Below are 17,030 nucleotides of genomic sequence, written 5' to 3' on the forward strand. Positions count from 1 at the left end.
GACTTGCTTCTGTTCAGCCCCGGGCTGAAGCTGCAGGAGCAGGTGTGAGAGGTTTGCGGCAAGTTTCCCCTGCCGTGATCCGGAGCAGTCAAGGCAACGTAAGATTGGCTGTTCATCCACTGTCTCAAGGACCAAACCAATGGACGCCATCTTGAAGCCTGCTGACGAAAAGGCCCCACGCCGCGCACCGCACGAGATTGCGCGTCCGAGCCGCGAGCAAGCCGAGGCCGCTGTCCGTACCCTCCTTGCCTATATCGGCGAAGATCCGGAGCGCGAGGGCCTGCTTGATACGCCCAAGCGGGTCGTCAAGTCCTATGCCGAGCTTTACAGCGGCTATGCGGAGGACCCGAAGGCGCATCTGGAGCGCACCTTTGAGGATGTGGGCGGCTATGAGGACATGATCATGGTCCGGGGCATCCCGTTCCATTCCCATTGCGAGCATCACATGCTGCCGTTCATCGGCAAGGCCTATATCGCCTACTACCCGTCCGGCGGTGTGGTCGGCCTGTCGAAGCTCGCCCGTGTCGTCGACATCTATGCCAACCGGCTTCAGACGCAGGAAAACTTGACCTCGCAGATCGTCTCCTCCATTGACGAGCATCTGGCGCCGCGCGGCATCGCGGTGATGCTCGAAGCCGAGCATCAGTGCATGACCATGCGCGGCGTGCAGAAGGCGGGCGTGTCCACGATCACGACCCAGTTCACCGGTGTGTTCCAGGACGATCCGGCCGAACAGGCCCGCTTCATGACCTTCATTCGTGGCGGAGACCGTTAATCTCCGCCCACCCCGGCGGAGAGTAGACGTGAGCAAGACCGGATTTGATCCGCGCGGATCGAAGAGCGACATCGAGAACGGTCTGTCGTTCCAGCCCAAATTTGACGAAAACGGCCTGATCGCCGCCGTGGTCACCGATGCCACGCGCGGCGATCTGCTTATGGTCGGCTACATGAATGCCGAAAGCCTGCGCCGCACCATCGACACGGGCGAAGCCTGGTACTGGAGCCGCTCGCGGCAGGAGTACTGGAAGAAGGGCGGCACCTCGGGCCAGGTGCAGAAGGTGCGGGAAATCCGCACCGATTGCGATCAGGACGCCATCTGGCTGATCGTGGATGTGGAAGGCAACGGCGCCACCTGCCACACCGGCTACCGCTCCTGCTTCCATCGTGCCCTCACCCGCCATGAGGATGGCTCGGTCTCTCTGCGTCTGATGGAAGACCACAAGGTCTATGATCCTGCCGATGTCTATGGCCACTCCGGCTGCGGGCATAATCACGGATAGATTGCGCAAGGCGCGCGCATGGAAGCTGACGCAGGGGCTTTTCCGGCCCCCGCGCAAATCCTTTCTCCGGCGGGCACTTGCGCCGCAAATCCCGTCTTTGACCTTCTGCTCCGGCGCGGGCACACTCAGCGCCGGATCGTGCCTTCCCGTGAAGGCGAACCGCATAAAATCCTGGGAGGATGGAATGACTGCAGGAACACCCGGCTTCTCGACGCTGGCCATTCACGCGGGCGCGCAGCCCGATCCGGCTACCGGCGCACGCGTGACGCCGATCTATCAGACGGCTTCCTTCGTCTTCAACGACGTGGACCATGCCGCCTCGCTCTTCGGCCTTCAGGCCTTCGGCAACATCTACACCCGCATCACCAACCCGACGACCGCCGTTCTGGAAGAGCGCGTTGCAGCCCTTGAAGGCGGCACCGCAGCGCTGGCCGTCGCTTCCGGCCATGCGGCCCAGCTTCTCGCCTTCCACACGCTGATGACGCCGGGCGACAGCATCGTCGCCTCCACCAAGCTCTATGGCGGCTCGATCAACCAGCTCAACCATTCCTTCAAGAGCTTCGGCTGGAACGTCATCTGGGCCGACCCGTCGGATCTGGCCGCCTTTGAGGCCGCCGTTGACGGCACCACCAAGGCCATCTTCATCGAGAGCCTTGCCAATCCGGGCGGCATCGTCACCGACATTGCAGGCATCTCGGCCATTGCCAAGAAGAAGGGCGTGCCGCTCATCGTCGACAACACGCTGGCGACCCCCTATCTCTGCCGCCCGATCGAGCATGGCGCGGATGTGGTGCTGCACTCGCTGACCAAATTCATGGGCGGCCACGGCAATTCCATGGGCGGCGTCATCGTCGACGCGGGCACGTTCAACTGGTCGGCGAGCGGGCGCTATCCGCTGCTCTCCACGCCGCGCCCGGAATATCAGGGCATGGTGCTGCACGAGACCTTCGGCAACTTCGCCTTCGCCATCGCCTGCCGCGTGCTTGGCCTGCGTGACCTTGGTCCCGCCATCTCGCCCTTCAATGCCTTCATGATCCTGACCGGCATTGAGACCCTGCCGCTGCGCATGCAGCGCCACTGCGACAATGCGCTGAAGGTGGCCGAATTCCTGTCGAGCCATCCGAAGGTGGCCTGGGTATCCTATGCCGCCCTGCCAGGAGATGCGGGCCATGCGCTGCAGCAGAAATACTGCCCCAAGGGCGCAGGCGCCGTCTTCACCTTCGGCGTCAAGGGCGGCTATGACGCGGGCGTTGCGCTGGTGTCCGGCGTGGAGCTGTTCTCGCACCTTGCCAACATCGGCGACACCCGCAGCCTGATCATCCACCCGGCCTCCACCACCCACCGCCAGCTCTCCGACGAGCAGAAGACCCGCGCCGGTGCCGGCCCGGATGTGGTGCGCCTGTCCATCGGCATCGAGGACGCGAGCGACATCATCGCCGACCTCGACCAGGCCCTCGCCAAGCTGCCGGGCTGAGCCCGAGGCTGGTTGAAGTACAAAGTGCCCCCCGCCGGATCGCTCCGGCGGGGTTTTTGTTTATGACCAAGCCATAATTTTCGCCACAGACCTGCTCCCTCTCTCCGTCATGCCATGACTTGATCATGGCATCCATGCCGCAGCTTTCCGGCACAAGCCGTGCAGAGAGAATGGCCAATATTCTGGGCCTGCAACACATGACACTTCACGGGGTGGATGCCATGATCAAGTCATGGCATGACGAAAGCGGTTGTGTCGTTACCCACTTTCCTCTTCGCGAAAGAGGGGGAGATGCGAAAGAGCAGGCCCGCATTCCAAACCCGGCACAGCCGAAAGCCATCCATCCCCACAGACGTCTCCCCACCCACCGTCATGCCATGACTTGATCATGGCATCCATGCCGCAGCTTTCCGGCATGCGCAGCGGAGAGAGAATGGCCGGTATTCAAGGCCTGCAACACATGACACTTCACGGGGTGGATGCCATGATCAAGTCATGGCATGACGAAAACGGTTGTGTCTTCGCCCACTTTCCTCTTCGCGAAAGAGGGGGAGATGCGAAAGAGCTGGCCCGCATTCCAAACCCAGCACAGCCGCAAGCCATCCATCCTCACAGACGTGCACCCACTCTCCGTCATGCCATGACCTGATCATGGCATCCATGCCGCAGCTTTCCGGCACAAGCCGTGCAGAGAGAATGGCCGGTATTCAAGGCCTGGAATGCATGACACTTCACGGAGTGGATGCCATGATCAAGTCATGGCATGACGAAAACGGTTGTGTCTTCGCCCACTTTCCTCTTCGCAAAGGGAGGGAGATGCGAAAAAGCAAGCCCGCATTCCAAACCCGGCACAGCCGCAAGCCATCCATCCCCACAGACGTCTCCCCACCCACCGTCATGCCATGACCTGATCATGGCATCCATGCCGCAGCTTAACGGCACAGGCGGCGGAGAGAGAATGGCCGGTATTCAAGGCCTGCAACACATGACACTTCACGGGGTGGATGCCATGATCAAGTCATGGCATGACGAAAACGGTTGTGTCCGTTGCCCACTTTCCTCTTCGCGAAAGAGGGGGCCTGTCCACGCCCCGCCGGATCGCTCCGGCGGGTTTTTGTTTTTGAAAAGAATCACTTGGGCGGAAAAGGTGCGAGGCTGATTCAGCTGCTTCGCACCTTGATTCAAACAAACTGATTCAACTGCGGAACGGTGCCTCGCCCTTCAGGCGGACGAGATATTCCACCGAAAGGCCCAGCACGATCACCGCCATGGCCTGATGGGTCAGCGCCACATCCAGCTTCACATGCAGCAGCAGCGTGGCAATGCCGATGGCGGCCTGAAGCAGCACGGCAAGGCCGAGCAGGAGAGCGGTGCCGCGCAGGCCCTTGTGGGCATTGGTGCGCAGTGTCATGACCACAAGCGCCACCACGGCCAGCACCAGCACGTAGGCGCCCAGACGGTGCTGGAACTGCACGGTCATGACATTCTCGAAGACGTTCCGCCAGGCCGGGTCCATGGCAAGCAGCCCTGCCGGGATGATCTGCCCGTCCATCAACGGCCAGGTGTTGAAGGTGAGACCCGCATTCAGTCCGGCAACGAGGCCGCCGAGGAAGATCTGCACAAGGACCAGACCAATCACCATCTGTCCGAAGCGGGACAGCCTATCGCCCTCCTGAGGCGTTGCTTCCGTGTGCGGCGCAAGCCTGCGCGCGAGCCAGAAGATATAGGCGAAGATGATGCAGGCGAGCGTGAGATGGACGGCGAGCCGGTACTGGCTGACATCCGTGCGCTCCACGAGGCCGGAGGCTACCATCCACCAGCCGACCGCACCCTGCAGCCCGCCAAGCGCCAGGCCCAGCACCAGCCAAGGCTTCAGCCAGCCCTCGATGCGCCCCGTGGCCCAGAAGAAGACCAGCGGCAGCGCAAAGGCCACACCGATGAAGCGGCCCAGCTGCCGGTGCGCCCATTCCCACCAGAAGATGAACTGGAACTCTTCAAGGCTCATCCCCTTGTTGATGAGCTGATATTGGGGAATCTGCCGGTACTTGTCGAATTCCTCCAGCCATTCCGCTTCGCTGAGCGGCGGGATCATGCCATGAATGGGCTTCCATTCGGTGATCGACAGGCCCGACTCGGTCAGCCGCGTGGCGCCGCCGACAACGACCATGGCGAGGATCAGAAGGCAGATGCCATAGAGCCAGATGCGGATCTGGGTGCGGTGGCGCGCGGCCATCTGCGGGGTCTGGGCAAGGGGTGAAACCATCTGTGAGGTGGACATGTCGCCTTCCGGATTTGACCTTTGACCGCTTGGGATATAGGTCCGCCCTGAGGAGAGCAAGCTGCGGCCTGCGGGGTTTTCCTTATTGCGACATTGCGACGCTGCGCGCAATCGCTGCAAGGATCACGCAGGCGCAGGCCAGAGGAGAGACCGGTTCATGCCTTCATTGCGGAAATTCATCGGCATGGTGCTGCTGGTGATCTTCGTTGTCGTCTATGCGCTCACAGCCATGGTCATCGGCGACATGACGCTGCAGCAGTCGTCCAACACGGTGCGGATGATCTATTTTGTCATTGCCGGTCTGGTCTGGGTCATTCCGGCGGGCGCGATCATCTGGTGGATGGAGCGCGGCGGGAAAAAGCCCGGCTGACCCGCCGGAACGCCCGGTACAGGGCAAAAGGCGCGCCGGTCAGATATTCGTCGATCACCTCCGGCCCCTGAAAATGCCCGTTGAGCGAGACGCGCGGCAGCAGCATGGCCTGGCGCGCGTGAATGGACTTGAGCACGCCCGGAACAGTCGTCACCCCGGCCCTGAGGCCAGCCCCTGCGGCCAGCGCCGCCTCACGCAGGCCTGCAGTCTCCGCTCCGCCATAGGGATAAGCGATGAAGGCGGGCCTGCGGCCCAGCTCATCCTCGATCCGCTCGATCCCCCGGCGGATATCGGCTTCCGCCCCGGCTTCCGGCAGGCGAGCCAGTGCGTGGTGATCATGCGTATGGGCGCCGATGCTCACCAGCGGATCACGTGCCAGGCTGCGCGCTTCGTTCCAGCTCAGCATCTCTTCATCGGCCAGCGCCTCGAGATCAAAGCCGTTCAGCGCACAAAGCTCGCGCACCATAGCCCGCTGGCCGGTTTCGTCCAGGTCTTCGGTCAACAGTTGCACAAGCGCCGCGTAGCAGGCCTGCTTCTCCTCCAGCGTGGCGCAGGGAATGAGCGAGGCCTCCCCCCTCGCGGCAAAATGCAGCACGTCCTGAGCAGCAATCATCCGCTCCAGCGCGATCCACCATAGCTCCGAGGTCCGGTCAAGAAAGCCCGATGTCAGGAACAGGGTGAAGGGAACCCCCATCTGCTTGAGCAGCGGATAGGCCACCGTCAGATTGTCCCGGTAGCCGTCATCAAAGCTCAGCACCGCATAGCGCTCCTGCCCAAAGCAGAGCTTCAGCCGGTCGACGGCCTCTTCCATGGACACGAACTTGTAGCCGCGGGAGCGGACACGCTCGATCACCTGAGCGAGAAATTCCGGAGTGATTTCAAGATGACGGTTCGGCTGGAACGTATCCTGGCTGGCTGGACGCACCCGGTGAAGGGTGAAGATCAGGCCACAGCCTTGCGTGAAGGGGGCAAGCACATGGCCAAGCCTGCTGCGGCGAAGCAGCCAGAACCCTGTGTCGAATAACTGCAGCCGCTGGCTCATTCCCGTTGCCGTTCTCCCGGCCGCTTCGGCCTTCCGGCCTTTGGTACACTTTTTTCAGCCTTTGGTGCAATGCTACGGCTCAGTCAACATGACGCAGACAGAAGGCCGATGGGCATGCACCGGTCAGCCGGAACAGCAGCAAGATCCATTGACCGGACGGAGTTTCCCACCTCTCCGGCCGCACCATTGCCTGTGCCCGCAAATTCTCCGGCCCTGACCGTTGTCCAGAACCTCGGAGAAGCCCGCAGCCGCTGGCTGCAGCTTCAGGCGGCAGGGATCTACGGCCACTATCAGCGTTTCGACTGGCTTGAGGCCTGGCATGTGCATGTGGGCAGCGCTCTGGGCGTCAGGCCCCTGATCATCATCAGCGAAGACGCCTCAGGGCCTGCGATGATCCTTCCGCTGGCTCTCAACAGGCGCGGCGGAGCCACGGTGCTGGAATGGATGGGCTGGCAGCAGGGCAACCAGAACACAGGCCTGTGGCGGGCCGATGCCTATGCCGCCGCTGATCCGGTTGAGCTATCCCGCTTGCTGCTGCAGGCAGCAAGGGAGGCCGGAGCCAGTCTGGTTGACCTGCGCAACCTTCCCCTCACCTGGGAGGGCCGCCCGCACCCGCTCGCCCAGCAGGGCACGCCTGCCAAGGATGCTGTCTTCCGTGGCGCGGTAGCAGAACCTTTCGCAACGCTGCGGACGCGCCTGCAGTCCAAGGACAGCCGCAAGAAGGACGCGCGCAAGCAGAAGGCGCTGGAAGCGCTGCCCGGCTTTGCCATCCGCACGCTGGAGACGGCCGCAGAGATCGAGGCCGGGCTCGACACCCTGATCAGCCAGCGGCAGGAACGCGCCCGGCAGACCGGCATCCCCAGCGGCTTTTCCGCCCCGGGCCAGCGGGCCTTTCTGCGCAAGCTGCTGCTGGAAGGAGCGGGCAAACCCTTGCCCGCACTGCAGATCAAGGTGCTGGAGGCAGAAGGCGAGGTTCTTGCGGCCTATCTTTCGGGCCTTTCCGGAAACACATGCTACGCCTATGCCAACAGCATCGGCACTGGCAGCCATGCCCAGTTCAGTCCCGGCATCGTTCTTCTCTCAAGCCTCATTGCGGCGTGCTGCGAGGACCCGGCCATCCGGACACTCGACCTCGGGCTTGGAGACGAGCGCTACAAGCACCCCTGGACCCAGCCAGAGCCGCTCAGCGATCTTGTTCTGGCGGCAGACATGCGCGGGCGCTTGATCAGGCTGGTTCTGGATGTCCGCCGCACGGTGCTGAGGCGGCTGCGTCAAACCCCTGCGCTGTGGGCCGGCGTCCGGGCTGTCCGGCGGTTTGCAGCTGCGCTCCGCCGCCTGAAGGGCTGACGGCTCACGGCCGCCTTCCGGCAGGGCGTATCAGGCAGCGGCCTCGCCGGAGCCCTTGCGCCGGCGGATGCGTTTCACCCTCACGTCGGCATCCGTCTGCGAGGCGATCAGATCCAGCCTTTCAGCCAGAATGCGCGGCTGAATGTCCGCCGGAACCGTCACCACCACCTCATCGGCAAAGCCAAGCATATGGGCAGCTGCCGCCGTTTCAGTGAACTTGCCGAGATCAACAACGATCCGGTCATAGGTGGCGTCGATGGCGTCCAGCACCAGCGGGAAGCGTTCGTCGACCACGTCATCGCTCAGAGCCGGACGGCCCGCCTCGATGATATGCGCGCGTGATCCGGCATCCCGGTAGATCACCGAGGAGAAAGACGCCTTGCCGAAGACCAGATCGGCAAAGCCGGGCGCGGCGCCGGGATCTTCGCTCTCGGGAAAAACCTCGACCAGCAGCGCGCGCTCATCTTCATGGCCCGCAAGATCCCGGACCAGCCGGAAGGCAAAATCGTGGGACAGTTCCGCATCCGTCAGCGCAACAACGGCAACACGGCGCGGCGCTGCATCTGCGGCGTCATCCTCAGAAGCAGCGTCTGCCCCGCCCATCACCGGCGTTGCGGCAAGGGATGCTGCACTGGCGGCGGCACGCAGGCTGCCGGCGGCCTCAGCCTGACGGGTTCGCTCAGCTTCAGCCGCTCCGGCCTCGCTGCCCTGACCTTCGTCATCCGGCGAAGAGCGCATCAGCCGCTCATCTGAAGCGGTTTCAGCAGAAAGGTCTTCGTTCTGCTCTTCCGCTGTCACCCTCTCCTGTGTTTCCGCGGCAGGTTCCGTCTCCGGCAACTCGCCCTGCCGAAGGTCTTCCGGTTGCAGGGCTTCCGGCTCCGCCTCCGGGCCACGCAGGATGACAGGAGCCGTGTAGGCTTCGGCCTCGTTCACAGGCTTCAGCGCGTCACCGGAGAGGAACTCACGCAGGATGACAATCGCACAGCCCAGCAGGAACGTGGCGAGGGCCGAGATGAAGGTGAACAACCCGATCTTTGGCGAATAGGGCTCGATGGGCACGCCTGCCCGCGAAATCACGCGGGCATCGGCCGGCAGGGTCTCCGCATTGCGGCCCGTGTCCGCGTTGCGATAGCTCGCCATGAGCGCGTCCAGCTGCACCGCCCGCGCATCAGCTTCGCGCTCCAACTCGCGCAGGCGCACCTGATCGGCGCTGGAGCGCGCAGCCGCAGCCTTGAGCTCTTCGACGCGACTTTTCAAGGCAGCCGCCTGCTGCTTTGCCACCGCCGCGTCATTTTCCAGTCCGGTCAGGATCTTGCGCGCCTCGGAACGGATCTGCGCGTCATAGTCAGCGAGCTGCGACGTCAGCGCGCGGATCTGCGGGTGACCGGGCAGAAGCGTCGTGGACAGTTCGGCAACCCGCGACTGAATTTCCACCTGCCGCTCCCGCAAACGCTGAATCAGGCCTGAATTGAGCACCTCGCTCGCCCCTTCCAGCGAGCCGCCGGTGTCCAGCAGCCTGCGCAGCTGCGCGGCCTTGGCGGCCGCCTCGGCTTCAGCAGCCTGTGCAGACGACTGCTGGGAGCTGATCTCGGAGAGCTGAAGTTCGTTGAGCGTCCGGTCGCCTGCGCCGGTCAGGAGGTCAGCCTTGGCCCGGAAGTCTTCCACGGCCTTGCGTGCGGTCTGCACCTCTTGTGTCATGCGGCGGATCTGCGGCTCCAATGCGGACGCTGCAGCGGCGCGGCTCTCCCGCTTGGCGGCGGACTGCATCTGCAGATACTCGTCCACCACGGCATTGGCGATTTCAGCTGCCAGAACCGCGCTCTTGGCCGAATATTCGACCGCGATCACCCGGGACCCCTCCACCCGGTAGACGTCGAGATTGCGGGCAAAATGGCGGAGCAGGCGCTCTTCGGCCGAAATGCGCGACGGGCTGGGAGACAGGCCGATGCTGATCAGCAGCTGCTGCAAGGTTCCGGCCTGCGTCTCGGCCTTGAACTCCGGCACGGATGCCAGGTTCATCCGCTGCGCAACGCGGCGGGCCAGATCCACAGAGGTCAGAAGCTGGACCTGACTGGCGACGCCCTGGCTGTCCAGCAGTGCGCGCTCGTCTTCCGCCCCGCGGGCGGCGCCGGGAAACAGGGCATCGGCCGACTCGATCAGAACCCGTGCCTCGCCCTTGAATTTTTCCGGGACGAACTGCAAACCGGCAAAGACAAGCGCCGCCACAATCAGCGTCAGCGGCAGCAGCCAGCGCAAGGACCGGGCAATAGCGCGCAGCAGGCCGCCGAGATCCAGCGCCATATCCTGCGGCTGATAGATGTCCTTCGACCCGCCCATGCACCTCACTCCACACTTGTTAGAGTGACAATGACAAAACATGGTAAGTGAACCATTAAACAACCCTCCTTCCAGTCTAAATGAAAATTAACCTTTATAAATGAAAGTTAATCACCCTGACGGCAGGCTTATTCGTTCACGTGCCATTAACCACGTTTTGCGAATGTGCCTCTGTGTCAGCCTGGAGTAAGTCATGTACGCGCGCCTGTTCGCAGCTTTTGCCATTGCCCTCACCCTTGCCGGGTGCAGCGGCTACAAGCGCCCGCCGTCTGCCTTTCACGAAATCCTGACCCAGCCCTATAGGCTCGACTCCAGCGACCGCTTGCGTATCATCGTCTTTGGCCAGAATGACCTGTCCAACACCTATGTGGTTGATCAGGCAGGTTATATTTCAATGCCTCTGATCGGGTCCGTTCCCGCCCGCGGCAAGACGCAGCAGGAGCTTGCCAAGGCCATTGAAGCTTCACTGCGCAAGGGTTTCCTGCGCGATCCGAATGTGTCGGTTGAGGTTGACCAGTACCGCCCCATCTTCGTCATGGGCGAAGTGCAGGCTGCCGGCCAATACGCCTATGTTCCCGGAATGACCGTTCAGAACGCCATCGCAACCGCCGGCGGCTTCTCGGCCCGGGCAGAACAGGCCAGCGCAGATCTGACGCGCCAGATCAATGGCGAGATCCTCAATGGCCGCGTTCCCATCACCGATCCCGTACGTCCGGGCGACACAATCCATGTCCGCGAAAGATTGTTCTGAGGCGGGTGCGGATTAACCTGGAAATCATCCCTTTGATCTAGTTTGCTTCCTGTCCACACGAGAGTTCCGTAAAGAGAGCCCGTGTGCGGTCAGGGAGTTTCAGATGAATTCGCAGCCGCTGCGGATCGTGCATTGCCTCCGGTCTCCGATCGGGGGGACGATCCGGCATATTCATGATCTGGCAAAAGCCCAGGCCGCAGCCGGCCACGAGGTTGGGCTCGTTTGCGATTCCTCCACCGGCTCTGCCTTTGACCTTGCCATTCTCGACAGGCTTCGCCCGCATCTTGCACTCGGTGTCACCCGTTTCGCCATGCGCCGTCACCTCACCATTCAGGATATCGCTGCAGCAGCCCGTCTCTACGGCAGCGTGCGCGCGCTTGCGCCGGATGTGCTGCATGGGCATGGCGCAAAGGGCGGGGCCTATGTGCGGCTGATCGGCTCGCTGCTGCGCGGGCGCAAGCACCGGCCGGTGCGGGTCTATTCGCCGCATGGCGGCAGCCTCCACTACGATCCGAACAGGTGCGAAGGGCGGATCTATCACGCCATTGAGCGCCTGCAGAACCGCTTCACCGATGGATTGCTGTTCGTTGCCGACTACGAGAAGGCTGCCTATGAAAGCAAGATCGGCGCCCTGCGCGTTCCCTCAAGGGTTGTTTACAACGGTCTGCTCCGCGAAGACTTCGAGCCGGTTGCCCAGCAGGCCAATGCCGCGGATTTTGTCTATGTCGGCATGCTCCGCCAGCTCAAGGGCACGGACCTGTTCATAGACGCCATCTACGACCTGACATTGCAGACCGGACGCAGGATCAGCGCCATCATCGCAGGGGAAGGCCCGCAACGAGCCGAATTCGAGGCCAGAGCCGCTCAACTGGGCCTAGCAGATTGCATCACCTTCGCAGGTGCCATGCCCGCGCGCCGCGCCTTTGCCATGGGCCGCTGCGTCGTCGTGCCCTCCCGTGCAGAGGCCATGCCCTATGTGGTTCTGGAGGCCATCGGCGCGGGCATGCCCATCGTCGCGACACGGGTCGGCGGCATTCCCGAGATTTTTGGCGTTCATGCAGACCGCCTCGTCGATTCCGGCAGCAGCAGCCGCCTTGCCAGCGCCATGCGCGCGGTCATGGCCAGTCCGGAGCGGGCCCGCGCCCAGACCGCAGAAGTGCGGCAAAGCATTATGAGCACCTTCACCGCACCGCGTATGGGTGAGCTTGTCATTTCTTTTTATCATCAATTACTTGGCCTTCCCACTGTCACCAGCACGGAAGCCACTTCCTCCCTCACCCAAGGCGCATCGCTTTTGGCGAGATCGAGCAAGCAGGGATCATAATGACCACCGATTCCACGACTCCCCCCTTGTCCCAGGCCGCCGCCGCTCCTTTGGAAGGGCCGGCAAGAGCCGCAGATGATGCCGAGAGCTTGCGCAAGCGGCTCGCAGAAGAGCTGCGGCGCTCGGATACCGCCGCAGACGGCAGCCGGGCCAGCAGCGGCTCCGGCACCGCGCTTTCGCCTGCGGCCGAAGAAATCGCCCGCAGCCTGCGCAGCGACGGCATCTCCCAGCCAGTCCTCGAAGGCTCGGTCCGGCTACTCGATGTCATCATCGTCGCCGCAACGGGCTTTGCCAGCCTCAGTTTCTCCGGCACGCCCTTCACCGCGCTGACGTTCGGCGCCGTTGCGGCCGCGCTCTTCTTCACCCTTGCCTTCTTTCAGGGCTTTGATGCCTATCAGGTCCGCGTCCTGCGTTCGGGCCTTGCCCAGACCGGACGCATTGCCGGTGGCTGGACGCTGGTCCTGGCAATGTTCGCCATCGCCTTTGTCACCACCGACCTGCCGCGCCACATCGCGCCGCAGGCCGCCGGTCTCTGGTATGCTTCGGGTCTGTTTGGGCTTGTTGTCAGCCGCCTCATCCTGTCGAGGCTGGTCAGTTCCTGGATCCGCTCAGGCCGGCTTGAACGGCGCGCGGTCATCGTCGGCGGAGGCCAGGCCGCCGCTGATCTTATCCATGAGCTGGAAAGCCAGAGCGGCAACGACATCCGCATCTGCGGCATCTTTGACGACCGCGCCAATGACCGCTCGCCGGAAGTGGTGGCCGGGTATCCGAAGCTGGGCAACATCGATGCACTGGTGGAATTTGGCCGCCGCGCCCGCATCGACATGCTGATCGTCTGCATTCCGCTGCGCGCCGAAAAGCGCGTTCTTGAGCTTCTGCGCAAGCTCTGGGTGCTGCCCATCGACATCCGCCTCTCCGCTCATACGGACAAGATGCGTTTCCGCAACCGCGCCTCCTCTTTCATCGGGGCGGTGCCTTTCGTCGATGTGGTTGAAAAGCCCATCACCGACTGGGACATGGTGGCCAAGCGGGTATTCGACGTGGTGGTGGCAAGCCTTGCCATCATTGCCCTGTCCCCGGTGATGCTGGCGACCGCCATTGCCATCAAGCTCGACAGCCGCGGCCCGGTGCTGTTCCGCCAGAAGCGCTATGGCTTCAACAACGAGATCATCGACGTGCTGAAGTTCCGTTCGATGTTCCATGACATGGCCGACCCGGCCGCCAAGAAGGTGGTGACCAAGGGTGATCCGCGCGTCACCAAGGTGGGCCGCTTCATCCGCCGCTCGTCCATCGACGAGCTGCCGCAGCTCTTCAACGTGCTGGCAGGCACGCTCTCCCTCGTCGGCCCGCGTCCGCATGCGGTCAATGCCCACACCAATGACCAGACGTGGGATGAGGTGGTCTACGGCTACTTCGCCCGCCACAAGGTGAAGCCGGGCGTCACCGGCTGGGCCCAGATCAACGGCTGGCGCGGCGAGGTGGATACGCCGGAGAAGATCCAGAAGCGCGTCGAGTTCGACCTCTATTACATCGAGAACTGGTCCATCTTCTTCGACATCAAGATCCTCGCCCTGACGCCCATCCGCCTGCTGAACACGGAGAACGCCTATTGAGCACCGGGGCCGCCATTGCGGGACAACAGGGCAGCGGCCGCAGGCTGCTGATCCCTGTGTCACGCATCAGCGCGGCGGCCCTGTGGGTGGCCGTGTTCCTCGGCGGCTTTGTGATCGAGGAACCCGCCCCTTACGAGCTGTTCATGGCCGGGCTTCTGGTGCTGTGGCTTCTGTTCGGGCTGCGCCTGCGGCCTGAGTTCGGCCCGCTGACCGTGCTTCTCATCCTCTTCATGGCCGGCGGCACCATGGCGGTGCCCTTTGCCCGCGATGTGCCCACCGCCGCCATGTATATGGCCGTCTCCGGCTTTCTCGCCGCAACGGCGATATTCTACGCCGCCGTTGTCAGCGCCGATCCCGGCCGGCTGTTCCTCATCGAGCGGGCCTATGTTGCAAGCGCGCTTCTCTGCGCCTCCATAGGCGTTGCCGCCTATTTCCGGCTGTTTCCCGGCAGCGAGGTGTTCACGCTCTACGGCCGGGCGCGCGGGACCTTTCAGGACCCCAATGTCTTCGGCCCGTTCCTGGTGCTGCCCACGGTGCTGCTGGTCCACCGGCTGCTGACGCGGGGCCTGTTCTCAAGCCCTGCCGCCTTGCTGATTCTGCCCGTGCTGGTGCTGGGCATCTTCCTCAGCTTCTCGCGCGGCGCCTGGGGCCTCCTGGCCCTGTCCGGCATCCTCGTCTACCTGCTCAGCCTCATCCATGAGCGCCGCCCCCGGGAACGGCTGCGGCTGGTGCTGGTGGGCGCGGGCGGCCTTGCCGCCGTGCTGCTGCTTCTTGCGGCCGCCTTGTCCATCGACAGCGTCGCCGCCATGTTCAGCGAGCGGGCAAGACTTGTGCAGGACTATGACGGCGCCCGTCTCGGCCGCTTTGCCCGCTATGGCATGGGCTTCGAGATGGTGATGGAACGCCCCTTCGGTCTCGGACCGCTGGAGTTCAACAAGTATTTCCCCGAAGATGAACACAACGTCTACCTGAAGGCCTTCACCTCCTATGGCTGGCTCGGCGGCGTGGTCTATCCGCTGCTGGTGATCTGGACGGTTGCCGCTCTCGTGCCCCTGCTCTTCCAGCACAGGCCGTGGACGGGCTTTGCCCACTGCGTTTTTGCGGTGCTCGTGGGCCATGCCTTGATGAGCGTGATCATCGATATCGACCACTGGCGCCACTATTTCCTGCTGCTCGGCCTCGCCTGGGGGCTCATCGCCATCCACAAGCTTGAGCAAAAACAGCGGACTGTGGATTTGAATGCAAGGCAAGTCTTGCGCCGGGCAAAGGAAGCGGATAGAGAGAGCCCTGTCGTCGGGCAGTAGCGCAGCCTGGTAGCGCACTTGACTGGGGGTCAAGGGGTCGTCGGTTCGAATCCGGCCTGCCCGACCACTTAAAGCCGAAAGCTCCACGGAGCATGGCAAGTGGCACCGGCGACATTTTTTCTGACATGGTGAGATGACGGGTAAGCGCTTCAAAGCGCCAAGCCTCACATGTTCGTCATGGCATGACTTGATCATGCCATCCATGCCGTGACCTCTCATCCCGCCCCGGACAAGCTTTTCTCCACCATATTCGACGTGCAAACCGTGCGGAAAGGCAAGGGAATGGGTGCCATGATCAAGTCATGGCATGACGGAGTTGGGGCGGATTTGGCGGGAAAAACGCTGGCGCCCCGGTGGATGCAGCATCAACGCCTTGCCCCATCCCCGCTCGTCTCAGCCCCTCTCCAGCCCCCTCACCCATCCATTTTCGTCATGGCATGACTTGATCATGCCATCCATGCCGTGCCCTCTCATCCCGCCCCGGACAAGCGTTTCGCCGCCCTACTCGACGTGAAAACCGTGCGGATAGGCAAGGGAATGGATGCCATGATCAAGTCATGGCAGGACGGAGTGTGGGGCGGATTTTGCCGGAAAAACGCCGGCACCCCGGTGGATGCAGCATCAACGCCTTGCCCCATCCCCGCCCGTCTCAGCCCCTCTCCTGTCCTCCCAACCCATCCGCTTTCGTCATGGCATGACTTGATCATGCCATCCATGCCGTGACCTCTCATCCCGATCCGGACAAACATTTCGCCGCCCTACTCGACGTGCAAACCATGCGGAAAGGCAAGGGAATGGGTGCCATGATCAAGTCATGGCAGGACGGAGTGTGGGGTTAAAGCTTGAGCAAAAGCTGCGCGTGCCCTGCGCCGGACTGATCAGTCCGGCCGCGTTCAGAACATCCCGCGCCCTACCGCGCCTGATCCAGCAGGCGCTTGCATTCCAGAAGTTCGAACAATGTCGCCTGAAGCCGGCGCACGTCGTCCTTGGAAAGGCCCGCCTCTTCGGTGCGGTCGGAGAGGAAGCGCTCCATGAAGCGGAAGCCTTTGCCCTGTGCGGCGTGAGCGCGCGGATCATTGTCCGCCAGAAGCCCGCGCGGCAGAACCTCGCTCGGCAGGCCGCCCGTATCACGCGGGGGCTCCGGCTCCTGCATCACCACCTGGGGCTTGCGCTGGGGCGGCGCGGGCACGGCTGCACCGTCCTCGTCATCCATGTCATCCATGCGCGGAGCGGCCGCCAGCGGAATGGCGTCCTCGCGCCAGATCTGCATGACGAAACGGGGTCCCTGCTCCTTGAGGATACGCTGGACGCCCTTGATCGTGTAGCCTTCACCGTAAAGAAGATGGCGGATGCCGCGCAGCAGCTCCACGTCATCGGGGCGGTAATAGCGCCGCCCGCCGCCGCGCTTCAGCGGCTTGATCTGGGTGAAGCGGGTCTCCCAGAAGCGCAGCACATGCTGGGGAAGATCGAGATCTTCCGCCACTTCGCTGATGGTCCGGAAGGCGTCCGGGCTTTTTTCAGACATGCTCATGCTGCGTCACCGGTTCGGAAGCTCAGTCGCTGCCGTTGCCTGCCAGCGACTCGTTGATCTTCTGCTTGAGTATGTTGCTGGGCTTGAAAACCATCACCCGGCGCGGCGAAATCGGCACTTCCTCGCCGGTTTTCGGATTGCGCCCGATCCGCTCCCCCTTGGAGCGGACAAGGAATGACCCGAAGGAAGAGAGCTTGACGGATTCGCCCGTCACCAGGCAATCCGAAATCTCAGAAAGCACCCGCTCCACCAGTTCGGAGGATTCCGTGCGGGACAGACCTACCTTCTGGTAGACGGCCTCACAAAGGTCAGCGCGCGTGATGGTCCTGTTACCCATGCCTCCTCCTCGCCCGGAGCGTGATCCGGCTGATTTTGCAGT

The 17,030-nt window shown here is 62.9% G+C and carries 16 protein-coding genes and 1 tRNA gene; 12 read left to right on the plus strand and 5 right to left on the minus strand.

The genetic code is table 11. The features are described 5' to 3' along the window. Window positions 1-139: 139 nt before the first annotated feature. From folE to ACVNHC_RS07220, 5 genes are all read left to right on the plus strand, one after another. Window positions 140-775, plus strand: a complete 636-nt coding sequence (folE, locus tag ACVNHC_RS07200; protein WP_050471330.1) for a GTP cyclohydrolase I FolE — start codon at window positions 140-142, stop codon at window positions 773-775. A gap of 28 nt (window positions 776-803) precedes the next feature. Next, complete coding sequence (hisI, locus tag ACVNHC_RS07205) at window positions 804-1,280, plus strand: phosphoribosyl-AMP cyclohydrolase (RefSeq protein ID WP_186393760.1); 477 nt, start codon at window positions 804-806, stop codon at window positions 1,278-1,280. A 184-nt stretch (window positions 1,281-1,464) separates the two neighbouring features. Further along, window positions 1,465-2,754, plus strand: coding sequence for an O-acetylhomoserine aminocarboxypropyltransferase (locus tag ACVNHC_RS07210; protein WP_457166823.1), 1,290 nt, complete (start codon window positions 1,465-1,467; stop codon window positions 2,752-2,754). Between the two features lie 125 nt (window positions 2,755-2,879). Next, window positions 2,880-3,140 carry a hypothetical protein gene (locus ACVNHC_RS07215; RefSeq protein WP_457166824.1) on the plus strand — a complete coding sequence of 87 codons (261 nt, stop codon included), beginning with the start codon at window positions 2,880-2,882 and terminating at the stop codon, window positions 3,138-3,140. 2 nt (window positions 3,141-3,142) lie between these two features. Then, a complete protein-coding gene (locus ACVNHC_RS07220; protein WP_457166825.1) occupies window positions 3,143-3,403 on the plus strand; it encodes a hypothetical protein in 261 nt (86 codons plus the stop codon). 546 nt (window positions 3,404-3,949) lie between these two features. Here ACVNHC_RS07220 and ACVNHC_RS07225 read toward each other — a convergent pair. Continuing rightward, window positions 3,950-5,032, minus strand: coding sequence for a COX15/CtaA family protein (locus tag ACVNHC_RS07225; RefSeq protein ID WP_457166826.1), 1,083 nt, complete (start codon window positions 5,030-5,032; stop codon window positions 3,950-3,952). A gap of 157 nt (window positions 5,033-5,189) precedes the next feature. On the opposite strand from ACVNHC_RS07225, the gene ACVNHC_RS07230 reads away from it, so the two are divergent. Beyond that, on the plus strand, window positions 5,190-5,402 hold the full coding sequence (locus ACVNHC_RS07230; RefSeq protein ID WP_050471326.1) for a DUF2842 domain-containing protein: 213 nt from the start codon (window positions 5,190-5,192) through the stop codon (window positions 5,400-5,402). Here the strand turns inward: ACVNHC_RS07230 and ACVNHC_RS07235 are convergent. After that, complete coding sequence (locus tag ACVNHC_RS07235; RefSeq protein ID WP_457166827.1) at window positions 5,362-6,444, minus strand: polysaccharide deacetylase family protein; 1,083 nt, start codon at window positions 6,442-6,444, stop codon at window positions 5,362-5,364. The genes ACVNHC_RS07230 and ACVNHC_RS07235 overlap by 41 nt on opposite strands. 192 nt (window positions 6,445-6,636) lie before the next feature. Between ACVNHC_RS07235 and ACVNHC_RS07240 the strand changes: the two genes are divergently transcribed. After that, entirely contained in the window at window positions 6,637-7,791 is a 1,155-nt protein-coding gene (locus ACVNHC_RS07240; protein WP_457166924.1) for a GNAT family N-acetyltransferase, read from the plus strand. Window positions 7,792-7,821: 30 nt separating this feature from the next. On the opposite strand, the gene ACVNHC_RS07245 is transcribed toward ACVNHC_RS07240, so the two are convergent. Next, window positions 7,822-10,128: a succinoglycan transporter gene (locus tag ACVNHC_RS07245; protein WP_457166828.1), complete on the minus strand. Its 2,307-nt coding sequence runs from the start codon at window positions 10,126-10,128 to the stop codon at window positions 7,822-7,824. A gap of 193 nt (window positions 10,129-10,321) precedes the next feature. Between ACVNHC_RS07245 and ACVNHC_RS07250 the strand changes: the two genes are divergently transcribed. The 5 genes from ACVNHC_RS07250 to ACVNHC_RS07270 all read left to right on the plus strand — a co-directional run bounded on the left by ACVNHC_RS07250 (window position 10,322) and on the right by ACVNHC_RS07270 (window position 15,187). Then, window positions 10,322-10,879, plus strand: coding sequence for a polysaccharide biosynthesis/export family protein (locus ACVNHC_RS07250; RefSeq protein WP_019962521.1), 558 nt, complete (start codon window positions 10,322-10,324; stop codon window positions 10,877-10,879). Between the two features lie 103 nt (window positions 10,880-10,982). Then, on the plus strand, window positions 10,983-12,203 hold the full coding sequence (locus tag ACVNHC_RS07255) for a glycosyltransferase family 4 protein (RefSeq protein WP_094463903.1): 1,221 nt from the start codon (window positions 10,983-10,985) through the stop codon (window positions 12,201-12,203). After that, the gene (locus ACVNHC_RS07260) at window positions 12,203-13,816 is read left to right on the plus strand and encodes an undecaprenyl-phosphate glucose phosphotransferase (RefSeq protein ID WP_208982537.1); all 1,614 of its coding nucleotides are present in this window, start codon (window positions 12,203-12,205) and stop codon (window positions 13,814-13,816) included. The genes ACVNHC_RS07255 and ACVNHC_RS07260 overlap by 1 nt, the downstream gene beginning before the upstream one ends. After that, the gene (locus ACVNHC_RS07265) at window positions 13,813-15,120 is read left to right on the plus strand and encodes an O-antigen ligase family protein (protein WP_457166829.1); all 1,308 of its coding nucleotides are present in this window, start codon (window positions 13,813-13,815) and stop codon (window positions 15,118-15,120) included. Before ACVNHC_RS07260 ends, ACVNHC_RS07265 begins: the two co-directional genes overlap by 4 nt. Continuing rightward, window positions 15,111-15,187, plus strand: a tRNA-Pro gene (locus ACVNHC_RS07270). Before ACVNHC_RS07265 ends, ACVNHC_RS07270 begins: the two co-directional genes overlap by 10 nt. 843 nt (window positions 15,188-16,030) lie before the next feature. On the opposite strand, the gene ACVNHC_RS07275 is transcribed toward ACVNHC_RS07270, so the two are convergent. Both ACVNHC_RS07275 and ACVNHC_RS07280 read right to left on the minus strand, forming a co-directional pair. After that, the gene (locus ACVNHC_RS07275) at window positions 16,031-16,651 is read right to left on the minus strand and encodes a MerR family transcriptional regulator (protein WP_123193988.1); all 621 of its coding nucleotides are present in this window, start codon (window positions 16,649-16,651) and stop codon (window positions 16,031-16,033) included. A 22-nt stretch (window positions 16,652-16,673) separates the two neighbouring features. Next, window positions 16,674-16,988, minus strand: coding sequence for an integration host factor subunit alpha (locus ACVNHC_RS07280; RefSeq protein ID WP_019962525.1), 315 nt, complete (start codon window positions 16,986-16,988; stop codon window positions 16,674-16,676). Between the last annotated feature and the right edge of the window lie 42 nt (window positions 16,989-17,030).

It is taken from the genome of Pannonibacter sp. Q-1, from assembly GCF_054073275.1.

Coding starts and splice junctions, on each gene's coding strand:
- folE (WP_050471330.1), top strand. CDS start 140: ATGGACGCCATCTTGAAGCCTGCTGACGAAAAGGCCCCACGCCGCGCA.
- ACVNHC_RS07210 (WP_457166823.1), top strand. CDS start 1,465: ATGACTGCAGGAACACCCGGCTTCTCGACGCTGGCCATTCACGCGGGC.
- ACVNHC_RS07215 (WP_457166824.1), top strand. CDS start 2,880: ATGGCATCCATGCCGCAGCTTTCCGGCACAAGCCGTGCAGAGAGAATG.
- ACVNHC_RS07220 (WP_457166825.1), top strand. CDS start 3,143: ATGGCATCCATGCCGCAGCTTTCCGGCATGCGCAGCGGAGAGAGAATG.
- ACVNHC_RS07225 (WP_457166826.1), bottom strand. CDS start 5,032: ATGTCCACCTCACAGATGGTTTCACCCCTTGCCCAGACCCCGCAGATG.
- ACVNHC_RS07230 (WP_050471326.1), top strand. CDS start 5,190: ATGCCTTCATTGCGGAAATTCATCGGCATGGTGCTGCTGGTGATCTTC.
- ACVNHC_RS07235 (WP_457166827.1), bottom strand. CDS start 6,444: ATGAGCCAGCGGCTGCAGTTATTCGACACAGGGTTCTGGCTGCTTCGC.
- ACVNHC_RS07245 (WP_457166828.1), bottom strand. CDS start 10,128: ATGGGCGGGTCGAAGGACATCTATCAGCCGCAGGATATGGCGCTGGAT.
- ACVNHC_RS07250 (WP_019962521.1), top strand. CDS start 10,322: ATGTACGCGCGCCTGTTCGCAGCTTTTGCCATTGCCCTCACCCTTGCC.
- ACVNHC_RS07255 (WP_094463903.1), top strand. CDS start 10,983: ATGAATTCGCAGCCGCTGCGGATCGTGCATTGCCTCCGGTCTCCGATC.
- ACVNHC_RS07260 (WP_208982537.1), top strand. CDS start 12,203: ATGACCACCGATTCCACGACTCCCCCCTTGTCCCAGGCCGCCGCCGCT.
- ACVNHC_RS07275 (WP_123193988.1), bottom strand. CDS start 16,651: ATGAGCATGTCTGAAAAAAGCCCGGACGCCTTCCGGACCATCAGCGAA.
- ACVNHC_RS07280 (WP_019962525.1), bottom strand. CDS start 16,988: ATGGGTAACAGGACCATCACGCGCGCTGACCTTTGTGAGGCCGTCTAC.